17 protein-coding genes, 1 other RNA gene and 1 pseudogene are annotated in these 19641 nt (G+C 58.8%); 11 read left to right on the top strand and 8 right to left on the bottom strand.

Annotated features, from left to right (window positions below; translation table 11 throughout):
* Window positions 1–3: 3 nt before the first annotated feature.
* The 3 genes from AC07WS_RS21915 to AC07WS_RS21925 are packed head-to-tail and all read right to left on the bottom strand — an operon-like array spanning window position 4 to window position 1313.
* Entirely contained in the window at window positions 4–306 is a 303-nt protein-coding gene (locus tag AC07WS_RS21915; RefSeq protein ID WP_494731125.1) for a hypothetical protein, read from the bottom strand.
* Window positions 307–345: 39 nt separating this feature from the next.
* Window positions 346–645 (bottom strand): antibiotic biosynthesis monooxygenase family protein, encoded by a 300-nt coding sequence (locus AC07WS_RS21920; RefSeq protein ID WP_494731126.1) that lies wholly within the window; start codon window positions 643–645, stop codon window positions 346–348.
* Between the two features lie 23 nt (window positions 646–668).
* Complete coding sequence (locus AC07WS_RS21925; RefSeq protein WP_494731127.1) at window positions 669–1313, bottom strand: TetR-type transcription factor C-terminal domain-containing protein; 645 nt, start codon at window positions 1311–1313, stop codon at window positions 669–671.
* 189 nt (window positions 1314–1502) lie between these two features.
* Here AC07WS_RS21925 and AC07WS_RS21930 point away from each other — a divergent pair, with 189 nt between their 5' ends.
* The 3 genes from AC07WS_RS21930 (at window position 1503) to AC07WS_RS21940 (ending at window position 4208) form a co-directional block, all read left to right on the top strand.
* A complete protein-coding gene (locus AC07WS_RS21930; RefSeq protein WP_494731128.1) occupies window positions 1503–2234 on the top strand; it encodes a hypothetical protein in 732 nt (243 codons plus the stop codon).
* A gap of 189 nt (window positions 2235–2423) precedes the next feature.
* Window positions 2424–2784, top strand: a transfer-messenger RNA (tmRNA) gene (gene ssrA / locus AC07WS_RS21935).
* A gap of 161 nt (window positions 2785–2945) precedes the next feature.
* Window positions 2946–4208, top strand: a complete 1263-nt coding sequence (locus AC07WS_RS21940) for a tyrosine-type recombinase/integrase (protein WP_494731129.1) — start codon at window positions 2946–2948, stop codon at window positions 4206–4208.
* Here the strand turns inward: AC07WS_RS21940 and AC07WS_RS21945 are convergent.
* Entirely contained in the window at window positions 4205–4405 is a 201-nt protein-coding gene (locus AC07WS_RS21945; RefSeq protein ID WP_494731130.1) for a helix-turn-helix transcriptional regulator, read from the bottom strand. The genes AC07WS_RS21940 and AC07WS_RS21945 overlap by 4 nt on opposite strands.
* A gap of 859 nt (window positions 4406–5264) precedes the next feature.
* Here AC07WS_RS21945 and AC07WS_RS21950 point away from each other — a divergent pair.
* Window positions 5265–6131: pseudogene (locus AC07WS_RS21950) on the top strand (phage integrase N-terminal domain-containing protein).
* A 432-nt stretch (window positions 6132–6563) separates the two neighbouring features.
* Window positions 6564–9920: a DUF4365 domain-containing protein gene (locus tag AC07WS_RS21955; protein ID WP_494731131.1), complete on the top strand. Its 3357-nt coding sequence runs from the start codon at window positions 6564–6566 to the stop codon at window positions 9918–9920.
* Window positions 9921–10552: 632 nt separating this feature from the next.
* Here the strand turns inward: AC07WS_RS21955 and AC07WS_RS21960 are convergent.
* A complete protein-coding gene (locus AC07WS_RS21960) occupies window positions 10553–10930 on the bottom strand; it encodes an Ltp family lipoprotein (protein ID WP_494731132.1) in 378 nt (125 codons plus the stop codon).
* 595 nt (window positions 10931–11525) lie between these two features.
* On the opposite strand from AC07WS_RS21960, the gene AC07WS_RS21965 reads away from it, so the two are divergent.
* The 6 genes from AC07WS_RS21965 (at window position 11526) to AC07WS_RS21990 (ending at window position 16830) form a co-directional block, all read left to right on the top strand.
* Window positions 11526–11696, top strand: a complete 171-nt coding sequence (locus tag AC07WS_RS21965) for a hypothetical protein (protein ID WP_494731133.1) — start codon at window positions 11526–11528, stop codon at window positions 11694–11696.
* Between the two features lies 1 nt (window position 11697).
* Window positions 11698–12039 carry a hypothetical protein gene (locus tag AC07WS_RS21970; RefSeq protein WP_494731134.1) on the top strand — a complete coding sequence of 114 codons (342 nt, stop codon included), beginning with the start codon at window positions 11698–11700 and terminating at the stop codon, window positions 12037–12039.
* Between the two features lie 429 nt (window positions 12040–12468).
* On the top strand, window positions 12469–13788 hold the full coding sequence (locus AC07WS_RS21975) for a sensor histidine kinase (RefSeq protein ID WP_494731135.1): 1320 nt from the start codon (window positions 12469–12471) through the stop codon (window positions 13786–13788).
* Window positions 13788–14540 carry a LytR/AlgR family response regulator transcription factor gene (locus AC07WS_RS21980; protein ID WP_494731136.1) on the top strand — a complete coding sequence of 251 codons (753 nt, stop codon included), beginning with the start codon at window positions 13788–13790 and terminating at the stop codon, window positions 14538–14540. The genes AC07WS_RS21975 and AC07WS_RS21980 overlap by 1 nt, the downstream gene beginning before the upstream one ends.
* 88 nt (window positions 14541–14628) lie before the next feature.
* Window positions 14629–15675: a S41 family peptidase gene (locus tag AC07WS_RS21985; protein WP_494731137.1), complete on the top strand. Its 1047-nt coding sequence runs from the start codon at window positions 14629–14631 to the stop codon at window positions 15673–15675.
* Window positions 15676–15720: 45 nt separating this feature from the next.
* Window positions 15721–16830: a DegT/DnrJ/EryC1/StrS family aminotransferase gene (locus tag AC07WS_RS21990; protein WP_494731138.1), complete on the top strand. Its 1110-nt coding sequence runs from the start codon at window positions 15721–15723 to the stop codon at window positions 16828–16830.
* Here the strand turns inward: AC07WS_RS21990 and AC07WS_RS21995 are convergent, their stop codons facing one another.
* The 3 genes from AC07WS_RS21995 to AC07WS_RS22005 form a co-directional block, all read right to left on the bottom strand.
* Window positions 16831–17295 carry a carboxymuconolactone decarboxylase family protein gene (locus AC07WS_RS21995; RefSeq protein WP_494731139.1) on the bottom strand — a complete coding sequence of 155 codons (465 nt, stop codon included), beginning with the start codon at window positions 17293–17295 and terminating at the stop codon, window positions 16831–16833.
* Window positions 17296–17392: 97 nt separating this feature from the next.
* On the bottom strand, window positions 17393–18280 hold the full coding sequence (locus tag AC07WS_RS22000) for an RNA polymerase sigma-70 factor (RefSeq protein ID WP_494731140.1): 888 nt from the start codon (window positions 18278–18280) through the stop codon (window positions 17393–17395).
* 108 nt (window positions 18281–18388) lie between these two features.
* On the bottom strand, window positions 18389–19510 hold the full coding sequence (locus AC07WS_RS22005) for a hypothetical protein (protein WP_494731141.1): 1122 nt from the start codon (window positions 19508–19510) through the stop codon (window positions 18389–18391).
* Window positions 19511–19641: the final 131 nt, after the last annotated feature.

Raw genomic sequence — 19641 nt, forward strand, 5'->3', positions numbered from 1 at the left:
AACTCAGGCCGGGTTGGCGCCGAACTCGCCCATGATGGCGTCCGCCTTCGCGCCCTCGTCGGCATCGTAGATATCGATGGTCAGCATGGCGCCGCTGCGCTCGCGCGCGTGCGCGGCCGCAGCCGGGCCGCCCGGCGTGAGCGCGTCGAGCAGATTGCCGACCATGCTGGTGGACACGCTCGGCGGCAGCGTCACATGCTTGGTCAGCTTGACGCAGGACGGCGGGAAGCCGCTGGCCAGCAGCGCGCTGCGGGCGCTTTCGGCGTCGGTCACCTGGTCGAAATTGCGGTGGATGGTACGTGTCATGATTAGCCTCCGTCTTGAGACTGCACAGCCGTGTTGGCCTTAAAAGCCGGCCACCACGGTTTCAAAATGTTCCACTTTCGGCGGCAGGGCGAAATGGCTGCCCACCAGCCCACGCCACACCAGGAAGCCCTGGCTGCCCCGGAAATCGACCACATGGTTGTCCAGCGTTTGCCAGCCCACCACCAGATGATACGTGTCCGGCGTTTCGATGTCGCGGTCCAGGCGCATCGACAGGCAGCCGGTGGCGGCCCGGAACACCGGGACCGCCTCGGCCACCGCGGCCTGGAAGGCGGCGTGGGATTCGGGCTTGATGTACAACTCGGCGATTTCATAGATCATAGGGCATTCCTTTCAAGATACGCCTATTGTGCCTCAAGCGCGGCCGGTGTGCGCAAGATGAACCGCATTGCCTGCTGCGCCAGTTGCTGGACGTCGACGCCGCCGCCCGGTTGGTACCATTGCACGGTCCAGTTCAGCGCGCCGAAGATCAGCAGGCGGTCGAATTGCGAAGGCATGGCCCAGTCGCCGGAGCGGTGCAGCGCGGCGATGGCCTGGTCCCACACCGCCTCGTAGCGGTCCTTGAGCGCGACGATGCGCTCGCGTGACGACTGGTCCAGCGAGCGCCACTCGTACAGCAGCACGGCGATGAAATGGTGGTCGGGCGCCAGCAGCGTGTGCAGATGGGCCTCGACCAGCTGGCGCAGCAGGTCGCGCGGCGGCAGCGGCTGGCGGGCGATGGCCTCGATCTCGGCCAGCGAGCGGGCCAGGCCTTGCTCCATGATGGCGGCCAGGATGTCCTGCTTGGATTTGAAATGGTAAAACCAGCTGCCGGCCTGGATGCCGGCGGCGGCCGCGATCTCGCGCACGGTGGTGTTGTCGTAGCCCTTGGTGCGGAACAGCAGGGCCGATTTTTCCAGCAACTCCGCGCGCAGGCCGCCGCCTTCCCCTTTCTGGGGCCGCCCGCGTTTCTTCGGGGAGGGAGCGGCGAGGGCTGCGGCATCGGACATGGCGGAGGTCGGGCGCGGAGAGTGTGGCTTTCATTTTAATGCAGCGTTCGCTTCCGATTCAAAAAAACCGTGCGGAACGCGCGGTGTGTGCTGCATTGCAACAACGCTGCGCAAGGAGGGGCTTGAGGCAGATCAGCAGTGTGGCGTGGAGGCGGCATTAAGCTATCCAGATAGGGTAGGGGCCGTGTGATGAAGGCGAAAAATATCGTGTTAGCTCAGCTTGACAACGGCGATTGCGGTGTCGAGGATAAGGGTATGGACCCAGGGATTGAAACGATAAGGCAGGAGCTGGGCATGGGCTTCAGGGAAGTCAATGCCCGGATAGATGAAACACGCCGCGAAGTCAGCGCGCGGATAGACGAGTTGTGCAAGGAAACTGCGGATAACTTCAAATTGGTTGATGCGAAGATTGAGCTGGTTCGCAAGGAGGCGAAGGGCAGCTTCGAGCAGGTCCGCAAGGAGACAGGGGATAATTTTAAGCTGGTCGACGTGAAGATTGAACAAGTTCGCAAGGAGACAGCGGACAATTTCAGGCTCGTCGACGTCAAGATTGAACAAGTTCGTAAGGAAACGAAGGAGAATTTCGAGCAGGTTCGCAAGGAGAGTGCGGAAAATTTCAAGCTGGTCGATGCCAGGATTGAACAGGTCAGACGGGAAACTGCCGATCATTTCTTGGCTGTGGACGCGCAGATCCACGAGCTACAGAGAGACACCACCGCGCGCCTGGATGGCATACACAGGGATATTGGCAGTCGCATCGACAACATGCACCGCGAGACCAGCGTGCGTATCGATACGCTAATCTATGAAAGCCAGAAGCGCATGGACCGTAGCGACGCCCAGTTCCGTTGGTTGGTTGCGCTGATTATCTCAAGTTTCCTTGGGATTTTTGGCCTGCTGGCCAGGACCGGGGTTCTTTAGCGGATGGGGATGTTGGTGCCGGTATATTTCCCGACCGCCGGCGCCGGTAGTAGCCGCCTCTGGGAGGCGCTAAATGGTCGTTCTGTGTGAGAACTGCGATCATCATAACGGGCAAATATGACGGGCGTTTGACGTGCGCAGGGGTGGGGTGTGCGTCGGTGGGGAAAGTGCGGTAGAATGGAGTTCTGTGGGGACGACCTGGTTTCGACGTGGGTTGCAAAGCAGAGCAGGGCATACCGAGGGCTGGTTACCTCGTAAATACACCCAGAAAAAACTTAACTGCAAACGATAACTCGTACGCACTGGCAGCTTAATTGCTGTTAGCTCCACAACACCTCGTCCCTGGGGTGGGCCGTTAAAAGCTGTGGAGTCATTTACAGGGACTCGCGCTGTGAGGGGTCACTTCAATCCGCGCTAAATCTAAGGTGAATCGCTAGTCCAAAACGTGCACGTCCGTGTTGTACTGGTTAAATTAAATGATAGTGCTAAGTATGTAGAACTGTCTGTGGAGTGCTTGCGGACGCGGGTTCGATTCCCGCCGTCTCCACCACTGAACAATGCAAGACCTTCCAACGCCGTCCTCGTGACGGCGTTTTTCTTTGGGTCTCCCTCTGGGAGGCGTCTCCAGGCAGCCATAGTTTTCCTGTGCCAGCTCAATACTGCGGGGGGCTTTGTGGGGGTATTCTCCAAAAACAGATGGAGGGTAATACCATGCGCGGGGGTATTGCGACAGGTAAATTGACTGACAAGGCGATAAAAGCTTTTGTTGCCAAAGCTGAAATTGGCCGGAAGCTAGCCGACGGCGGCGGCCTGTACCTGTTCATCACGCAAGCCGGCAACCCAACCTGGCGCATCAAGTATCGGCTGGACGGCAAGGAGAAGGTTTATTCCATAGGCCCGTACCCGCTGATATCGCTTGCCGCTGCCCGGCTGGAATGGGGCGAGGTCAAGGCAAAAATTTTGGCAGGCAAAGATCCTGTTGATAGCCGTCGCCTGGCGCGCGTATCCCGCGCCACCGCTGCCGGCCATACCGTCGAAGTGGTGGCCGGAGATTGGCTGAACATGAAGCGGACGGAGTGGAGCGAGACGCACCACGTCAAGTCCGCTCGTGCGTTCGAGCGCGACGTTTTTCCCTTGCTGGGCAAACTGCCGATTAGCGCCGTCACCCCGGCCATGGTTGCGACGACCATTCAGACGATCCAGAATCGGGACGTGTTGGAAACAGCCTCTCGTATCCTGCAGCATCTCAACGGCGTATTTCGCTACGCGCAGGCAAAAGGGCTATGCCGCGACAACCCGGCCGCGCCGGTCAAAGAGATCCTGCCGCGCAAGAAGAACGGCAGCCATATGGCTGCCTTGCTTGATTGGCCATCGCTTGGGGATGTCCTGCGTCGTGCAGAACTGGCCCGGCTGTCGAACGCCGTGCGGCTGGCCCACAGGCTATGCGCCTTCACTGCCGCGCGCATCGGAAATATCGTTGAGGCAGAGTGGAGCGAATTTCATCTCGACGATGAACAGCCGACTTGGATAATTCCGCGTTCTAAAATGAAGGTAGTCAGCAGGGCGATTGATCATCGCATCCCGCTGTGCACGCAGATCGCTGAAGAGATGCGCCAGTGGCAGACCATGACGTGCTCGCGCAAAAATCTCTACGTGTTCACGTCACCAACGGGAGCACGTCATATAGGCCGTGAATCCGTCGAGAAGGTCTACCGTGTGACACTTGGCCTGGCTGGCAAGCATTTACCGCATGGCTGGCGCAGCGCCTTCTCTACACTGGCGCGCGACAACGGCTTTGAGCGCGATGTAGTGGAGCTGGCGCTGGATCACGCCCACGACAACGAAGTTGTACGCGCCTACGACCGGGGCGAACGTTTCGCGCAGCGGGTTCTGCTCTATCGTTGGTGGGGCGATATGCTGCACGCCGCGCAAAGTGGTGCTCAGATTATCCCGCTCGACGCCGCACGCCACTAGGGCCCACGATTTGCGCGAACACGGCTCTCGACCCATGCCTGCACTTCCTCTTTCACCCATCCCGCTGCATTGGGTGTGATTTTGATCTGGCTAGGGAATTGTCCGCGCTTCGCGTAAGCGTAGACCGTGCTGCGCGAAAGTCCGCAGATCGCTAGCACTTCGGGTAAACGTATCAGGTGCATATTCGTAGGTCCCATGATTACCTCCTTCGTTTGTTTGTTTGGATACGATACGATGCGCCGTTGTCCGTGCAAGTGCCAGTCGAAATGAGCGGGTTTATCGTGGGCCTTTTCCCATCAGCGTTCGACAAATCAATCGGCGAATATTTTATGCCGGTGATGTCGGCACGGTGCCAGGTGGAGGACAATATGCTTTTCGACGCGAAGGGATCGCCCTTCGCGCAACTTGGCATCGCGCCAAGCGTCTGCGCTCGTCACGCGCCCTTAGATAATGCATTCGTGCATAGCTGCATCTTAGATTGGCTTCGCCTTTGAGCGAGCCCGTGATCAGCCCATGACGGGCTGCATCCATATTGCGCATCCTTCCCCCGAGGACGATGCGCGTCACATCGTGCGCATTCACGCACCGTCCCCACCTCACGCGGCGTTCTGCCGCCGCGTGCATGTCGATACGCCGCCCTAGTCCGCGGTGCAAACCGCGCGTCGTTACTGGCGGCCTGCTGCCAGTGACGACGCGCTAGCAACCAAGCGCTATATGGGCTCCGCCGCTGTTTTCTCAGTGACGGCGGCCAGTGACAGCGGATCTACCGCCATCAGCGCAGCAGAACGCTGCTTGCCAACCTTGCCCTTCGTGGGCCGACAACGTGTGCGAGGCACACCCCATGGACCCTGGATAACTGGTCCCACCGCGATCAGGCCTCTACAAGGAGCGGATCGCGGCGCCATACGCGCATGCGGCGCGGGCAAGCAGTGAACATACCGCATACACGGGAGTGGTGTCCCGGGGCCTTTACAAACCGTCCTTGCTGCGGCAAGCACGGTGGCCAGAAACACTCACCTGACTTGATCACACCAAGTTTGATTTTAGGAGCATGCGATGCGCGACTTGAACTATCAACTCAAGCAGCTGTGCGACCGCAATCGCGATGGTAGCTATGCCACGCAGTCCGACCGCGCGCGGATACTCTCGCACGTGGCCAATCAGTTGCACGATCTCGGATATCGCCATATGAATGCTGACAGTCTGCGTCCCAAGCATGTGGACGCGCTGGTGCAGCAGTGGAAGGCCGATGGCATCAGCGCCGGCACGATGAAGAACCGAATGAGCGCCATGCGATGGTGGGCGCAGAAGATCGGCAAGGACAACATCATCGCGCGCAATAACGGCAGCTACGATATCGACAAGCGCACCTTTGTCACCAACATCTCCAAGGCCAAGGTGCTTGACGATGCGCGTCTTGCAAAGATAACGGATGCCTACACGGCGATGTCGCTGCGACTGCAATCCGTGTTTGGCTTGAGGCGAGAGGAGAGCATCAAGATCGTTCCCGCGTGGGCCGACGGCGGCGATCGACTGAAGCTCAAGGACACGTGGACCAAGGGCGGCAAGTATCGCGAAATCGCCATTCGCACGCCGGAACAACGCACCGTGCTCAATGAGGCCAAGCGGCTTGTTGCTGGCGGTAGTCTCATCATGGCTAACTTGCGCTACCGCGATCAGCTTTAGCGCTTTCGCGCGCAGTGCGATAAGGAGGGAATTCACGGAGTTCATGGACTACGCCACAACTATGCGCAGGAACGTTACCGCCAGCTCACCGGCTGGCAAAGTCCGGCGCGAGGAGGCCCTCGATCATCTCAGCTGGGGCCGGAGCAACGACAACGGGATCATTCGGCACGCTTGTTATTGTCAGAAGAAATGGGCCACGGTCGTGAACAAATTACGGCGGTGTACTTGGGCCGTTAGAGCAGGACGTTATGTTCTCAGCCCTAAGTTAGACAGCCTGCTGTGACAAACTGTGAATTTTACTTGGTGGCAAGAATGTTATGCTGGCTGTTGGCGTGATATTCACTCGACGACTGGGCGCAACAAGAAATGAGGCCGTGTCGACGCGGCTGTAATCGGCCAGAAGCCGACATTCAACTAGTTGCGCGATTTGTGGGTTTGTTGTACTTGTATCAATGCATAGTAAAATTGAAATAGGATCTGCCTGTTGGCGCTGGCGCCGAATTGACACGCGCTGCTGATGGAAACTGACCCACCCTCGGCAGCTACCTACCACCCTGGTCCTAAGTTTGCCATGTACGAAGGCGGGTCAACTGTTTCCAGCGGCCTGGGTCAATCTGGGGGGAGGGGAGCGCTAATATCCATCGTGCTTCTGCATTTTGAAAGCCAATTTTGACCGACAAAAACTACAAATTCGATGTTTTTCTGAACTACAGTCAGACCGACCAGGAAACGGTAAAAGAGTTCGCGAAAAGTCTGCGTGCTAGCGCTCTACGCGTGGCTTTCATTGATCGTGTTGGACGTCCAGCGAGCGAGCCATCGCATGACATTGAAAATGCGATAGATGAGTCGCGCGTCATGCTGTTTTTTGCACCTCAACATCCGGTAAGTGACGAGTGGAGTCAGCTTGTGAAGCGCTCACTCAAATTTCGCGATCCGGTAAGTAAGGAACGACGCTTTATCCCTATTCGTGTTGGAAACGCTCCGATACCCGAAAGTTTCCGACATCTCGAGCTTTTGGAATGGGTAGACGGCCAACCGGATCTTTTAGCGCGACTGGTGGCTGTGTGCACGCCGCCGAAGGCTAAACCGACCGCGCGCGGCGCAGGCGCCCCCCGGACGTCTCCCAAGAATCGCTACAAGCCAAATTTAACAGCCCACCTGCGATCTGCCGTATTTGCTGCCGACCTCCAAACCGTCATTATCGGTTCGCGGGATGGCACGATTCAGGAAGTCGAATTCGACTCCCCGAATGTGGCGAAGCGACAGTTTTCAGGTCATCGTGCGGTGGTGTTCGCGTTGAACGTAAATGCGGAAAACGCCTTACTCGTGTCCGGATCAAATGACGGAGCCCTTCACCTTTGGGACACGCTGACTGGACAATGTGTGAGAACCTTTCCGCAAAGCGCCGGTGCCATCACCTCTGTGGTGTTGGCGGGTGAGACGCTGATTTCATCAGCAAAGGGGGAACCCATCCATGTATGGGATAGTAAAACGACCCCCTTTGCCCGAGAGTTACGGGGGCATATCGGAGATGTTTTTTGTATTGCTATTGCTAAGTCGACACTGGTCTCAGGCGGTGCTGACGGAACCGTTCGCGTTTGGAATTGGAAGACAGGCCAGTGCATTCGCGTCTTAGAAGGGCACACTGGAAGTGTGCATGTACTAAAACCAAATGCGGAAGGCACACTGTTACTCAGTGGATCACGTGACTGCACTGTAAAACTTTGGGACCTCGATTCCGGCTTATGCCTGAGCACTTTTGACGCCCACACCGATACCATTCGTCATCTCGCTTGGCACCCAGAGGAGCGCGTTTTTGCCTCGGCTGGGGATGACCGCGATGTGCGACTTTGGGGAGTAGAGACCGGCACCTTGATAACCATCTTGGAAGGCAACGCTAGCGACCTATGCGGAATAGCTCTTGGCGAAGGCTGGGTCGTTGCAGCTGACTCCGAGACGTTTTATCGATGGCAGCTGCCCTCACGCCTCATGCCTCAGTCTCAGGGGGCGGCCAACACTAGCGCCATCCAGAGGGAAGAGCAAGTGCAATATACGAACGCGAAAGTACTACTCGTCGGCGACAGCGGTGCAGGAAAGACAGGGCTATCAAAACGGTTGGCTGACGGTACGTGGGAGTCAAGCCCTGCCTCAACCGTAGGAGCTTGGGCAACGCAGTGGTCGATTCCCGCTACCGGAACGCAACAAGGTGATCGCGAAATTTGGCTGTGGGACTTCGGTGGCCAGGCTGATCAGCGCCTCATTCACCAGCTTTATATGGACGAGACAGCATTAGCTGTACTCGTTTTCGATGCACAGAAGCCCCACGTGTTCCAAGCACTTGCCCAGTGGGACCGTGACTTATCCCGCTCTTCAGAAAGGCCGGTCGTTAAACTGTTAGTAGCCGGTCGGACAGACGCCAGTGCCGTGCCGATAAGTCAAAAGGAGATTCAAGAGTTCGTGCAACAGTACGGCTACACAGATTACCTGGAAACTAGCGCGCTGACGGGGAAGAACTGTGCTCAACTAAAGGAAGCCATCGTAAACAATATTGACTGGACGAGCATCCCGTGGCGATCCTCCCCAATATTGTTCAAGCGGCTGAAGGAAGAAATAGTACGACTAAAGGACGAGGGGCGGGTCCTGATGCGGTTCAATGAACTCCGGGATTCCTTGCGCCTTCGCCTGCCAGCATCTGAGATCAATTTCACCGACGCCGAACTGAAGGCAGTGCTAAGTCTCTTGGCCGGACCCGGTGTCGTCGCTGAGCTTGACTTTGGCGCCTGGGTGCTGTTTCAACCGGAATTGATTAATGCCTATAGTCAAGCAGTAATAGCAACGATGCGCGATGATCCGAGTGAACTTGGCTGTGTTAGCGAACAGCGGGTATTAAGTGGAGACCTTGTATACGGGGGCTTCGAACGAATTGATCCCGAGGACGAGCGATTTGTTTTGCTTGCGATGCACCGGAAACTGCTGCAGCGTGGGCTCTGTGCCCGCGAGCTTACTGAAAAAGATGTTTTGCTCGTTTTCCCGAGCTATTACAAGAAGAGCCGACCAGCGTTGACTGGACATCCGGCAGTGCTGGTCAGCTACCTTTTTGAAGGGATTACCGATGAGCTTTATTCGACTCTGGTCGTCCAGTTAGACCATACGCATCGATTCAAACGCGAGCACCTCTGGCAGGATGCTGCGGAGTTTTCAACAGATAGCGGCCAGCGAATTGGCGTGAAGCTGGTTCGACAGTTCAGTGGTGGGGCGGATGCTGTTGAAATCTATTGCGATCCGAAAGCATTGCTAGGCGAAAAAATAATTTTCGTGAAGTACGTTCACGATCACCTGACCCAGCGTGCTGGAAATGTGACCAGGCGACGTCATTACGTGTGCCCCAATTGTGCCCACCCGATCGCAGATTTGGCCGCAGCGGGGAGGCGCCTCGCCAGCGGCATGGCCGATATTGGATGCGCAACTTGCGACTTTCGAGTAGAGCTCCTCGACGAACTAGAGAAGCTCTACAGCTCAGACGAAACAAATCGCGAGGTCAAACGGTTGGAAAGTCTCGCACATGGGGAGATGGACAACGAAAGCAAAGAGCGGCTACTTGTCGGCGATGTGATGTCCAAAGTGGCCTTGGCACGACAAATCTCTCGCGAGAAATCGGTCGGGGACCATGGCATCGACATGGAAATTGAATTTAAAAAAGATGATGGGACGGCCTCAGGACAGCTCATTTTCCTACAACTTAAATCTGGCGATTCGTACATTCGTACATTAGTCGACGGCCGCGAGATATTTACCATTAAGAATCCTCGGCATTCCGAGTATTGGGCAAACCAAGTCGCGCCCGTTATGCTGGTGATTAGAAACTCCGATGGGGAAATTCGATGGATGGAGATCCGAGGGTATTTGAGGGAGAAGCGAAAAAGCGGCAAAAAGGTCACACAAATCGAATTTAACGGTAGTAGGTTTGATGCCGAAAGCATCGCAAAGTGGCGCGAGTCTGTACTGTCAGGGCGAGTGCAGCATTAGGCTTGTGCTGTTGTGCCGGACAAAACCGACGGAGGTCGGTATCGTAACAGGGTAGGCCTATATCGGTTTCAGCAGCGCATGGGCGCTCGTTTCGATGACGAAAATGTAAAACGTGGCAACTCAATCCACCTAGCTACGATACGCCTGCTGATTTTCGGTTGAGTATTGTGTTTTGGGAGCGGTAGGCATGTTGTTTGAGGTTCTGCGACGAGACCCGATTCGCAGCTTTTATCTGGAACCAAGCCGGTCCCATCCCTTCCTATTGCTGAGGGGGTATTGATGGGGATATTTATATTCAAGACCCTTATGTTTTCTCTCTAACACATTGATTTTAAATAGATTTATTTAATGAGTTCGATTGACGCCGTCCCACCACTGGATTCAAAACAAAGCCCCGCCAGGCGCAAGCCTGGCGGGGCTTTGTTTTGAATCCTATTGTTGGCGCTGGTCGGGAATCGAAACCGCGCGAAGCGGGTTGCGCTTGCAAGCGCAACCCTCTCCGATTCGTCTGATCAGGAAAATCGCCGAAGGCGATTTTTTTCCTCTCAGCATCAAATTCCACGTAGAACTTTGCTAACATTCAGATACTGCATTTTTCATCGGAGCGATGAAACGCTTTGCTGCAACAACTTTTAGCAAGCTCCCGCCTGTTTCGCCCCGTAAGTTGCTTGGTTCACGGTGTAGCCACTTCCCGCACTTGAGGAAAGTTGCTGAATGAGGCCTTTGCAGGAGAAGCCCATCATACTGAGATACTGCTTCGCAGACCTCACCGCCTCTTGATTCCAGTCAATGTTCAGGCTGTCCACTGCTACCGTAGCATCGGCAATCTTGTAACCACTCCCGGCATCCGAAGAGAGCTGTTGAATAAGTCCATTCCGTGAGAACCCTTGCATATTAAGATACTGCTTTGCCGATCTAACGGCATTATTCTGAGGCCCAGTCAAATCGGTGGCACGTGTGGGCGCGGCAGCAAACAAAGCGGCAATCATCGTAATCTTCAAAAAATTCATTGAAATATCTCCAGAACTTAGGCGGCGCCTCTGACGCCCCCCCCCTATTGGAGAAGGGCTCCTAAAAATTAGGCAAAATAATGTGTATCCGAGGTGATGTAAAGCTTGCGGCCTATGAGTCACGCTGGTATGCAAGGAACACTCGTTCGTCGAATGTTTCTTCAGTGTTTCCACACAAATACTTTCGAATATTACACTAAATCGCTGCGCTCCAAATCGTGATATTTCTAGAACTGCCGGATTTCGGAGGTTGTACGGCAATCGACGTTTACCTATTCATTGATGGAATCAAGGCAGGGCCCAAGCGAAGGGTACCGCTGCTTCATTGGCTTTGACCTTCGATTTTGACGGGGTATTTGAGGGGGCGCAAAACGGTTGGACGCGCTCTTCGCTCCGATACAGCCGCCATTGAAAATCCGAAAGCCGTTGATTCGTCAGCGGTTTTTTGTCTGCAGCTTTTAGCCTGAAGCTACCGAAACCGTTCTTGAAGCGACAATTGCAATATGTTGTGACAAAGTGTGATTTTTCCCTGCCGGCAATTTGATATTATTTGGAACGGTTGCGTGCTCTAGGGTTATTTTTCATTGGAGGTTTTATGGCGAAATACGTGGTTCACTACGAAATGCGGAAAGGTTCGAGTTCCGCATCTTATTCAAAGACCGCCGAGTGCGAAAGCGAATCGACCGCGATCCAGATTGCAGAAGGCCAAGGTCGCAAAGATAAACCAGGTTATGATTTTAATCTGAAAAAAGTAGAAAAGAGATGATATGAAGCTGCCATATTTTAAATTGAAAGAGGCTTTTAACGAGGCTCGCGATAGTTTTTCATATGGCAGTGCAGGTGATAAATTGGCGGCGACCGCAAAATTGCTGGGGAAATCTGTAGCTAATGCAGGAATGGCCGCCGTTGAGATCGGCTCTGAGGCAATCAAGAGAGTCCCAGAAGTCGCTGGTGATCATGCTGAAAAACATCTGAATGAAAAACGTCATCTGATGACCGAGGAGCAAGTAAGTCGAGCTCAAGAATTGATTGAGAAAGGGAATCGTGCCAAAGAAAATCGATTGGCTGAACGGGAAGAACGAGAAAAAGAAGAAAGAGAAAGGCGCTGAGTTGCCGTCTCTTGGATCACAAAGACCCGCCGCGCGAGCGCCGGGTTTTTTTTATAGGCTCGCGTTGGCGCAGCGCCAAACTGCGCAAATCGACTCGCGAAAAAATCGCTCTGGCTGATTGTGTTCCCAAGTGTGGTGGATGAGTCGTGATTCATTGGGAGGCTGGGCTCCCGCTCAGTTGATCACGGCAGAGAGCCTGGTCGGCTCAGTTTCATACAGCGACCGCAGGTCTGAGCTGCATGTAGCGCCGCTGCAAAGAAACCAGCTGCAGGCCCAAGTTCAGGACAAGAACGCCGAGTCCATCCTCGGTGCGGCATTCATCCCGCCGGCGCCGGATTCCTCTCCGATTTGCGGGCATTCGTCGCATGGGGGAAGACAGGCTCACCGGAGCCGCTAGAATGGCGTTGCAAATTCAACACGAGGAATGTCATGAGCTCTTCCGGATTTCTGCCCTTCAACGCTCCTCCCGTACCGGAAGTCAGGCACGACCGCCGCCTGGTGCGCCGCTACCTGCTGCAATCGGCGCTGCGCTTCAACGCCGGCTCGCTGCTGTTCCTGTCGCTGGCGGTCGCGCTGATGCCGCTCTGGCTGAACCTCGGCACGGCCGCGCCGGGCGAACTGGCGGCCCGCAAGCTGAATCCGTACATGGTCGGCGGTGGCGTGCTGGTGGTGATGGCCTGGTTCGCGCTGATGTCGAGCGGGATCGCCCGCAGCTTTCTTGCCCGGCTGGGCGAGGAGGGCAAGGCGCTGTGTGCCGAGCAGATGGCATCCTCGGTGACGCGCCGCATCGATGCGCCGTTCAATCCCTACACCACCTTCGACCTGTGCACCGAATGCTTGTCGGGACTCGCGCTCGGCACGGCGCTGGGCTACTCCGGCCCGCCGGCGTTCTTCCACGACCCGTTCAAGGGCCGCATCGTGCTGGCCCGCTGGCGTCCGCTGGCGCTGGGGCGCCATGTCGAGGTGCGGGTATCGCCCGATCTGGGGCCCAGCTGCCACATCGAGCTGCGCTGCCGCCCGGGCCTGGCCTGGTTCGCGATCCAGCAGGGCGAGTCGTTGAAGGCCGCCGAGATGGTGTGCGTCCAGCTGCGCCAGTACCTCGCGCGCCATGCAAGCGCACTGGACGCGGCCCGCCGTGAACGCGAGCTGGAACGCACCTCGCTGCAGGCGCGCCTGTCGGCCTTGCAGGCCCAGGTCGAGCCGCACTTCCTGTTCAATACCCTGGCCAATCTGAAGTACCTGATCCGCACCAACCAGCAGGCCGCGCAGGACATGCTCGACCACCTGGTCGGCTACCTGCAGAACGCGCTGCCGGATATGCGCTCGGTGTCCTCGACCCTGGGACGGGAAATGGATCTGGTCAGCGACTACCTGGCGGTGATGCGCATCCGCATGGGCGTGCGCCTGCGTTTCGCAGTCGACCTGGACGACGAATTGCGCAGCCTGCCGTTCCCGCCGGCGATGCTGATCTCGCTGGTGGAAAACGCCGTCAAGCACGGGCTGGAGCGGGCCAGCCGGCCGGGCCTGATCACCATCAGCGCCAAGGCGGAAGGCCAGCAGCTGAGCGTGACCGTGCTCGACGACGGCGTCGGCTTGACCGAACAGGCCGGGCAGGGCACGGGGCTGGCGAATATCACCGAGCGCCTGCTGCTGCTGTACGGGCGCGAGGCCAGCCTGGTCGTGGAGCCCGGCGACGGACAAGGCGTGCGCGCCGTGCTGACGGTGCCGGTGGCAGGAGAGTACGCCTGATGCCGCGCGCCCTGATCGTCGAAGACGAGCCTCTGTTGCGGGCGGAACTGACGGACCAGCTGCGCCTCCTGTGGCCCGAGCTGGAGATCGCCGGCCAGGCCGCAAACGGCATCGACGCGCTGGCGGGCATCGATGCGCTCAAACCGGACATCGTGTTCCTGGACATCCAGATGCCCGGCCTGAACGGCATGGAGGTGGCGCGCCATATCCCCGAGTCCTGCCAGGTGGTGTTCGTGACGGCTTACGCGGACTATGCGCTGGCCGCTTTCGATGCCGGCGCGTCCGACTACCTGGTCAAGCCTTTGACGAGCGCGCGCCTGCTGCAGACGATCCGCCGCCTGAAGTCGCGCGCGGCCGCCAGCCCGCCGCCGGCCGTGTGGGAAAAGCTGTTCGAGCAGGAGAGCGCGCCGGTCTACCTCAAGTGGATCAAGGCTTCGAGCGGCAATACGGTGCGGCTGGTGATGGTGAGCGAAGTGCTGTATTTCCAGTCGGACGAAAAGTACACACGGGTGGTGACGGAGAAAGGCGACGCGCTGATCCGGCTGCCTATCAAGTCCCTGCTCGAACAATTGGACCCGCAGCTGTTCGCGCAAATCCACCGCAGCGCCATCGTCAACCTCCAGGCTGTCGACCGGATCGAGCGCAGTGAAAACGGGGTGCGCGGCGGCGCCGGCCTGGAGGTGATCCTCCGAGGCCGAACCGAGCGCTTGGCTGTTAGTGAAGCTTTTACCAGGCAGTTCCGCCAGATGTAGCTGGACTGGCGAAGCTGCGTTTGCACCTTGTGATTTATTCATTTTATGGAGCCCAATCCTCATGCGACACCTCCTTCCCGCAGCAGTCTTGATCCTCAGCGTCATCGCCCTTCCCACCGCCGGCGCGCAAGAACGGTCGCAGACGTTGAGCGCGGCGGACAAGACCGCCGCTGTAGACCTGTTGGCCCAACGCCTGTCCGACAAATATGTTTACGCTGACGAGGGCAGCAAGATGGCCGCCGCCGTCCGCGATCATTTACTCAAGGGCGACTACGAGAAGGTTGCGACGGATGCGGAATTCGCGGGCTTGCTGACGACCCATATCCAGGCTGCCCACCCGGACAAACACCTGAGCATCCGCTACATCCCCAATGCGCCACCTGATCGTCCTCGTCCCTCTCTCAGCCAGCCCGTGCCTGCCGAGGTTAAGCAGCGCATGACCGAAGTGGGGCAATACCTGAACTTCTCCTTTGAAAAGGTAGAACGCCTGCCCGGCAATATCATGTACGTCAAGTTCAACGGGTTCTTTGAAGCGGATATCGGCAGGGCAGCCGCTACAGCCGCCATGAATCTGGCGGCCAATGGCAACGCGATGATCATCGACCTGCGCGAAAACCGGGGCGGCGACCCGCACATGGTGGCGCATGTGGCGAGTTACCTGCTTGGCGATAAGAAGGTTCATCTGTCGGACATCTATTTCCGGCCTGAGAATGAAACCCGTTCTTTCTGGAGCGATCCAACCGTTCCCGGAGCGCGCTTTGGCGTCGACAAGCCTGTCTATGTGTTGACCAGCGGTGAGACTTTCTCAGCGGCCGAAGACTTCACGTACAACCTCCAAGCCATCAAGCGCATCACTGTGGTTGGTGAAACAACCGGAGGCGGCGCGCATCCGGTCCAACCGTTCCGTATCGCCCCGAACCTGGTCGCCGGGATACCGGTGGGACGCTCGATCAACCTGATCACAAAAGGCGATTGGGAAGGGACTGGCGTTAAACCTGATGTTGCCGTCGCGTCGGACAAGGCGCTGACCAAAGCAAATGCACTGGCCCTGCGTCAGCTGCTGCCAAAAATCAGCGTCCCGAGGGAGCGGACTATGCTTGAGAAAAAGCTCGCCGAGCTGGAAGCGGCTTTGTAGAGCAAAGGCGGGGATGATACTGCGCGGTGCTGGTAGAATTCCCGCATGCTCAAATTCGCCCAACCCCAACTCGATGAAGAGACGATCCAGGCCGTAGCCGCCGTGCTGCGCTCCAACTGGATCGCCACCGGACCCAATGTGACGGAACTGGAGCGCGCCCTGTCGGAGAGCTTCAGCGGGCGCCCGGCGCGCGTGCTGACGTCGGCCACGGGCGCGATGGAGATCGCGCTGCAAGTGTGCGGCATCGGTCCCGGCGACGAGGTGATCACCTCCGCACAAAGCTTCTTCTCCGCGATGAACATGATCGTCAAGGCCGGCGCCACGCCGGTGTTCGTCGACTGCGAGCTGCACACCCGCGCCATCGACCTGGCGCAAGTGGAAGCGGCCATCACGCCGCGCACCAAGGCCATCATGCCGACCCACTTCCCCGGCGCGCTCGGCGACATCGACGCCTTGTACGCGCTGGCCAAGCGCCACCAGCTGCGCGTGATCGAAGACGCCGCGCTGGTACAAGGCTCGTACTGGAAAGACCAGCCGGTGGGCGGCTTCGGCGACATCGCCGTCTTCAGCTTCCACCCGAACAAAAACATGACCACCATCGAAGGCGGCGCCATCGTCGTCGCCAGCGAGGACGAGGCCAAACTGGTGGACCTGCTGCGCTTCCACGGCATCCGGCGCCTGCCGGACGACACGCGCGACGTCGCCATGGCTGCAGGTAAATTCAACATGTCCGATGTGTCGGCGGTAATCGGCGTCCATCAGCTCAAGCAGCTGCCGCGCTTCCTGGAACAACGCGCCGCGCTGGTCGAACGCTACTTCGAAAAATTCCCGCCGCTGCCCGGCGTGGTGCTGCCGCCGCGAGGCGTGCCGCGCCAGAGCTGGAACATGTTCAATGTGCTGATCCCGTACCAGCAGTTTGGCCTCACGCGCAAGAGCTTCCGCGCCGCCTTGCAGGAGCAGGGCGTCGGCACCGGCATGTCGTACGAAGCCTGCCACCTGACCACCGTCGGCCGCGGCTTCGGCTACACCGACGGCCAGTTCCCCATCGCCGAGCGCATCGCGCGCGAAACCGTCACCCTGCCGCTGCACGCGGCGATGACGCCGGAAGACGTCGACCACGTCTGCGCCGTGGTCGCACAAGTCCTCAAGGCCTGATTACATGCCGGGCGCCGGCACTTCCGGGATCTGGTTGCGCAGGCTGGCGTTGATGCTGTTCCAACCCTTGATCACGGCGATCGAGTAGCTCATCTCGGCGATTTCGTTGTCGGTGAAATGCTGCTGCAGCAGCGCGAAATCGTCGTCGCTGGGATGACGGTGCGGGATCGCATTGACCGCCTCGGCCCAGTTCAGGGCCGCGCGTTCGCGCTCGCTGAAGAACGGCGCCTCGCGCCAGCCGGCGATGGCGTTCAGGTGGCGCGGATCGGCCTCCTGCTTGATCAGGTCGCGCCAGTGCATGTCGATGCACACGCCGCAGCCGTTGATCTGCGACACGCGCAGGTTGATCAGCTCCACCAGGCGCGCGCCCAGCGAGCTTTTCTTGATGGTGCCGGACATCGCGATCATGGCGTGCAGCTGGGTTTGCGCCAGTTGGAAGAATGGAATGCGTGGGGAGTGGTTCATGATGAGTGCCTTTCGGTCTGCGGGGGCGCACCATTGCGCCCTCCATACCTTCAAGACGCCCAGGCTTCGCGTTCTGTGACAGCCCGCCGAAAAAAACTCAAATAAATTGCGGCAGCGCGGTCAGCTTGTCGGGATTGCGCATGACGAAGATCGCCACGATGCGGCCATCCTCCACCTGGAACGACTGCGCCGATTCGAGCTTGCCGTCCACATAGCGCACCAGTCCCGGCGTGCCGTTGACCCGCGCCGGGCGATAGACCACGCGGTTCGGGTTCTCGTTTTCCAGTGCCCAGTAGATGCCGGCCACGCGTCCCGCGCCGTGCAGGATGTGGGTGAAGGCCCGGACCTTGCCGCCGCCGTCGGCCACCAGCTGCACGTCGCCGTCCATCATTGCCTTCATGGCCGCGCGGTCGCCGACCTTGGCCGCCTCCATGAAGCGCACCAGCAGCTCGCGGTGCTGCTCCTTCGGCACCTCGAAGCGCGGCTTCTGCTGCTGCACCCGCTCCTGCGCGCGATGCACCATCTGCCGGCAGGCCGATTCGCTCTTGCCCAGCATGCCCGCGATATCGGCGTAATCGTGGTCGAACACCTGCCGCATCAGGAAGGCCGCGCGTTCCTCCGGCGACAGGCGCTCCAGCACCCACAGGAAGGCCATCGATACTTCGCTCGCCAGCTCCGCGCTGCTCTCCGGCGTGTGCTCGTCCAGTTCCACGATGGGTTCCGGCAGCCACCAGCCGACATACGATGCGCGCTCGGCCATGCGCGCGCGCAGGCGGTCGATGGCGAGGCGGGTGGCGACGGTCACCAGCCAGGCCTCGGCCGATTGCACCGCCTGCCGATCGCTGCCGTGCCAGCGCAGCCAGGCATCCTGCACCACGTCCTCGGCGTCGGCGCGGGTGCCGAGCATGCGGTAGGCGATGGCGAACAGCCGCGGGCGCAGCGCGGCGAAGGTGGCTAGTTCGGCGGGGGAGGCGGTATCGGTCATGGCTGATAAAAAGTAGTGGTCGTCAGGCGTAGACGGGCCAGCTGCTCCTTTTGTGACATCTGACATACCCGAGCGCGGCCACCCTGTGGAACAGGCGCCGGCCGCGGTTTAAGGCTTGGTCTTGTCCGGCACCGGCACGCGGGTGACCAGCACCTCGCCGTCGGCGGCGATGGTGCAGTCGATGATGTGGCTGCGCGACACGGGCGCGTGGCTGGAATACAGGTCGTGGTATTTGCCCGGATCTTCCAGCCGCAGGTCGATGCGGAAGCTCTCCAGGTTGTTGACCTGCTTGACCTGGAGCACACGCTGCTTGCGGATGTCGGCTTCCTTGTCGCTGCGGCCGTGCATCTGCGGGCCTTCGAAATAGCGGATCAGCGCGCATTCGATGGCGTCGATGCGGTCTTTGAGCAGCACGTCGGCCGCCACCGGATTCTCGTTGGCGGGCAGCTCGGCCGGGTCGCCGTCGTCGGAAATCACTTCCACGTTCATGCGCTGGATCAGCAGCAGCATGTCGTTGTCTTCGTTGTTTTGCTGGTGGACCCTCTGCACCGCCGGCAGGCGCGCGCGGGCCAGGCGGCCGAGCGGGTCCTTGGTCTGGCCGACGTACTGCACCTTGCTCTGGAAGGTCAGCGGATTTTCGTATTGCTGCAGCACGTCGTGGATCGACAGCGCCTCGATCAGGCCGCCCCAGTTCAGCGTGATGAAGCGGTCGGTGACCACTACGCTGGGCTTTTTCAGCGTCGCCGCGAACGGCACTTCGAGCTCGATGGTGATGCTGTCGCGCTTTTCCTCGGCGCCCACCAGGATGGGCACCGTCAGCTTGAGCGAGAAGAAGCCCCAGCTGGTATTGCGCGACGGGTCGAAGCGCACGCGCGGACGGTTGACGGCGAAATAGATCAGCCGCTTTTCCATCGTCGCCTCCAGGTCGAACTGCATGCGGCGCAGATGGCGGCCGACCGGGTCGCGGATGTCGGGGATTTCCGGGAAGCCGGCCACCAGGTCGTACCAGTGGAACTTGGCGTCGGCCACCGTCACCACCCAGGTTTGCGGTGCTGCGGTACGCTGCGGCATCAGCGGCAGCAGCTCGTCGATCTGCTCGGCCGGCGCGGCCAGCAGGTCATGGAACGGCTCCGGCGCCTCGGCGAACAAGGCGCCCACGCCCAACTCGTCCGGCGACGGATCGGGATAGTCGTCTTCGTCAGCGATTATGGCTTTGTAATCGCTCGTCATGGCGTGCGCTCCAGGGTCTCGTGTATTTGTTGCACACAGTATAGTACGTCCCTGCGGATATTTCCATATTGCAAGTTAAAGACGTGACAATTCTACACACAATGTAACACCACGCCAGCCGGCATGCGCGC

The sequence above is a fragment of the Duganella sp. GW821-FHT01E12 genome (assembly GCF_059422325.1).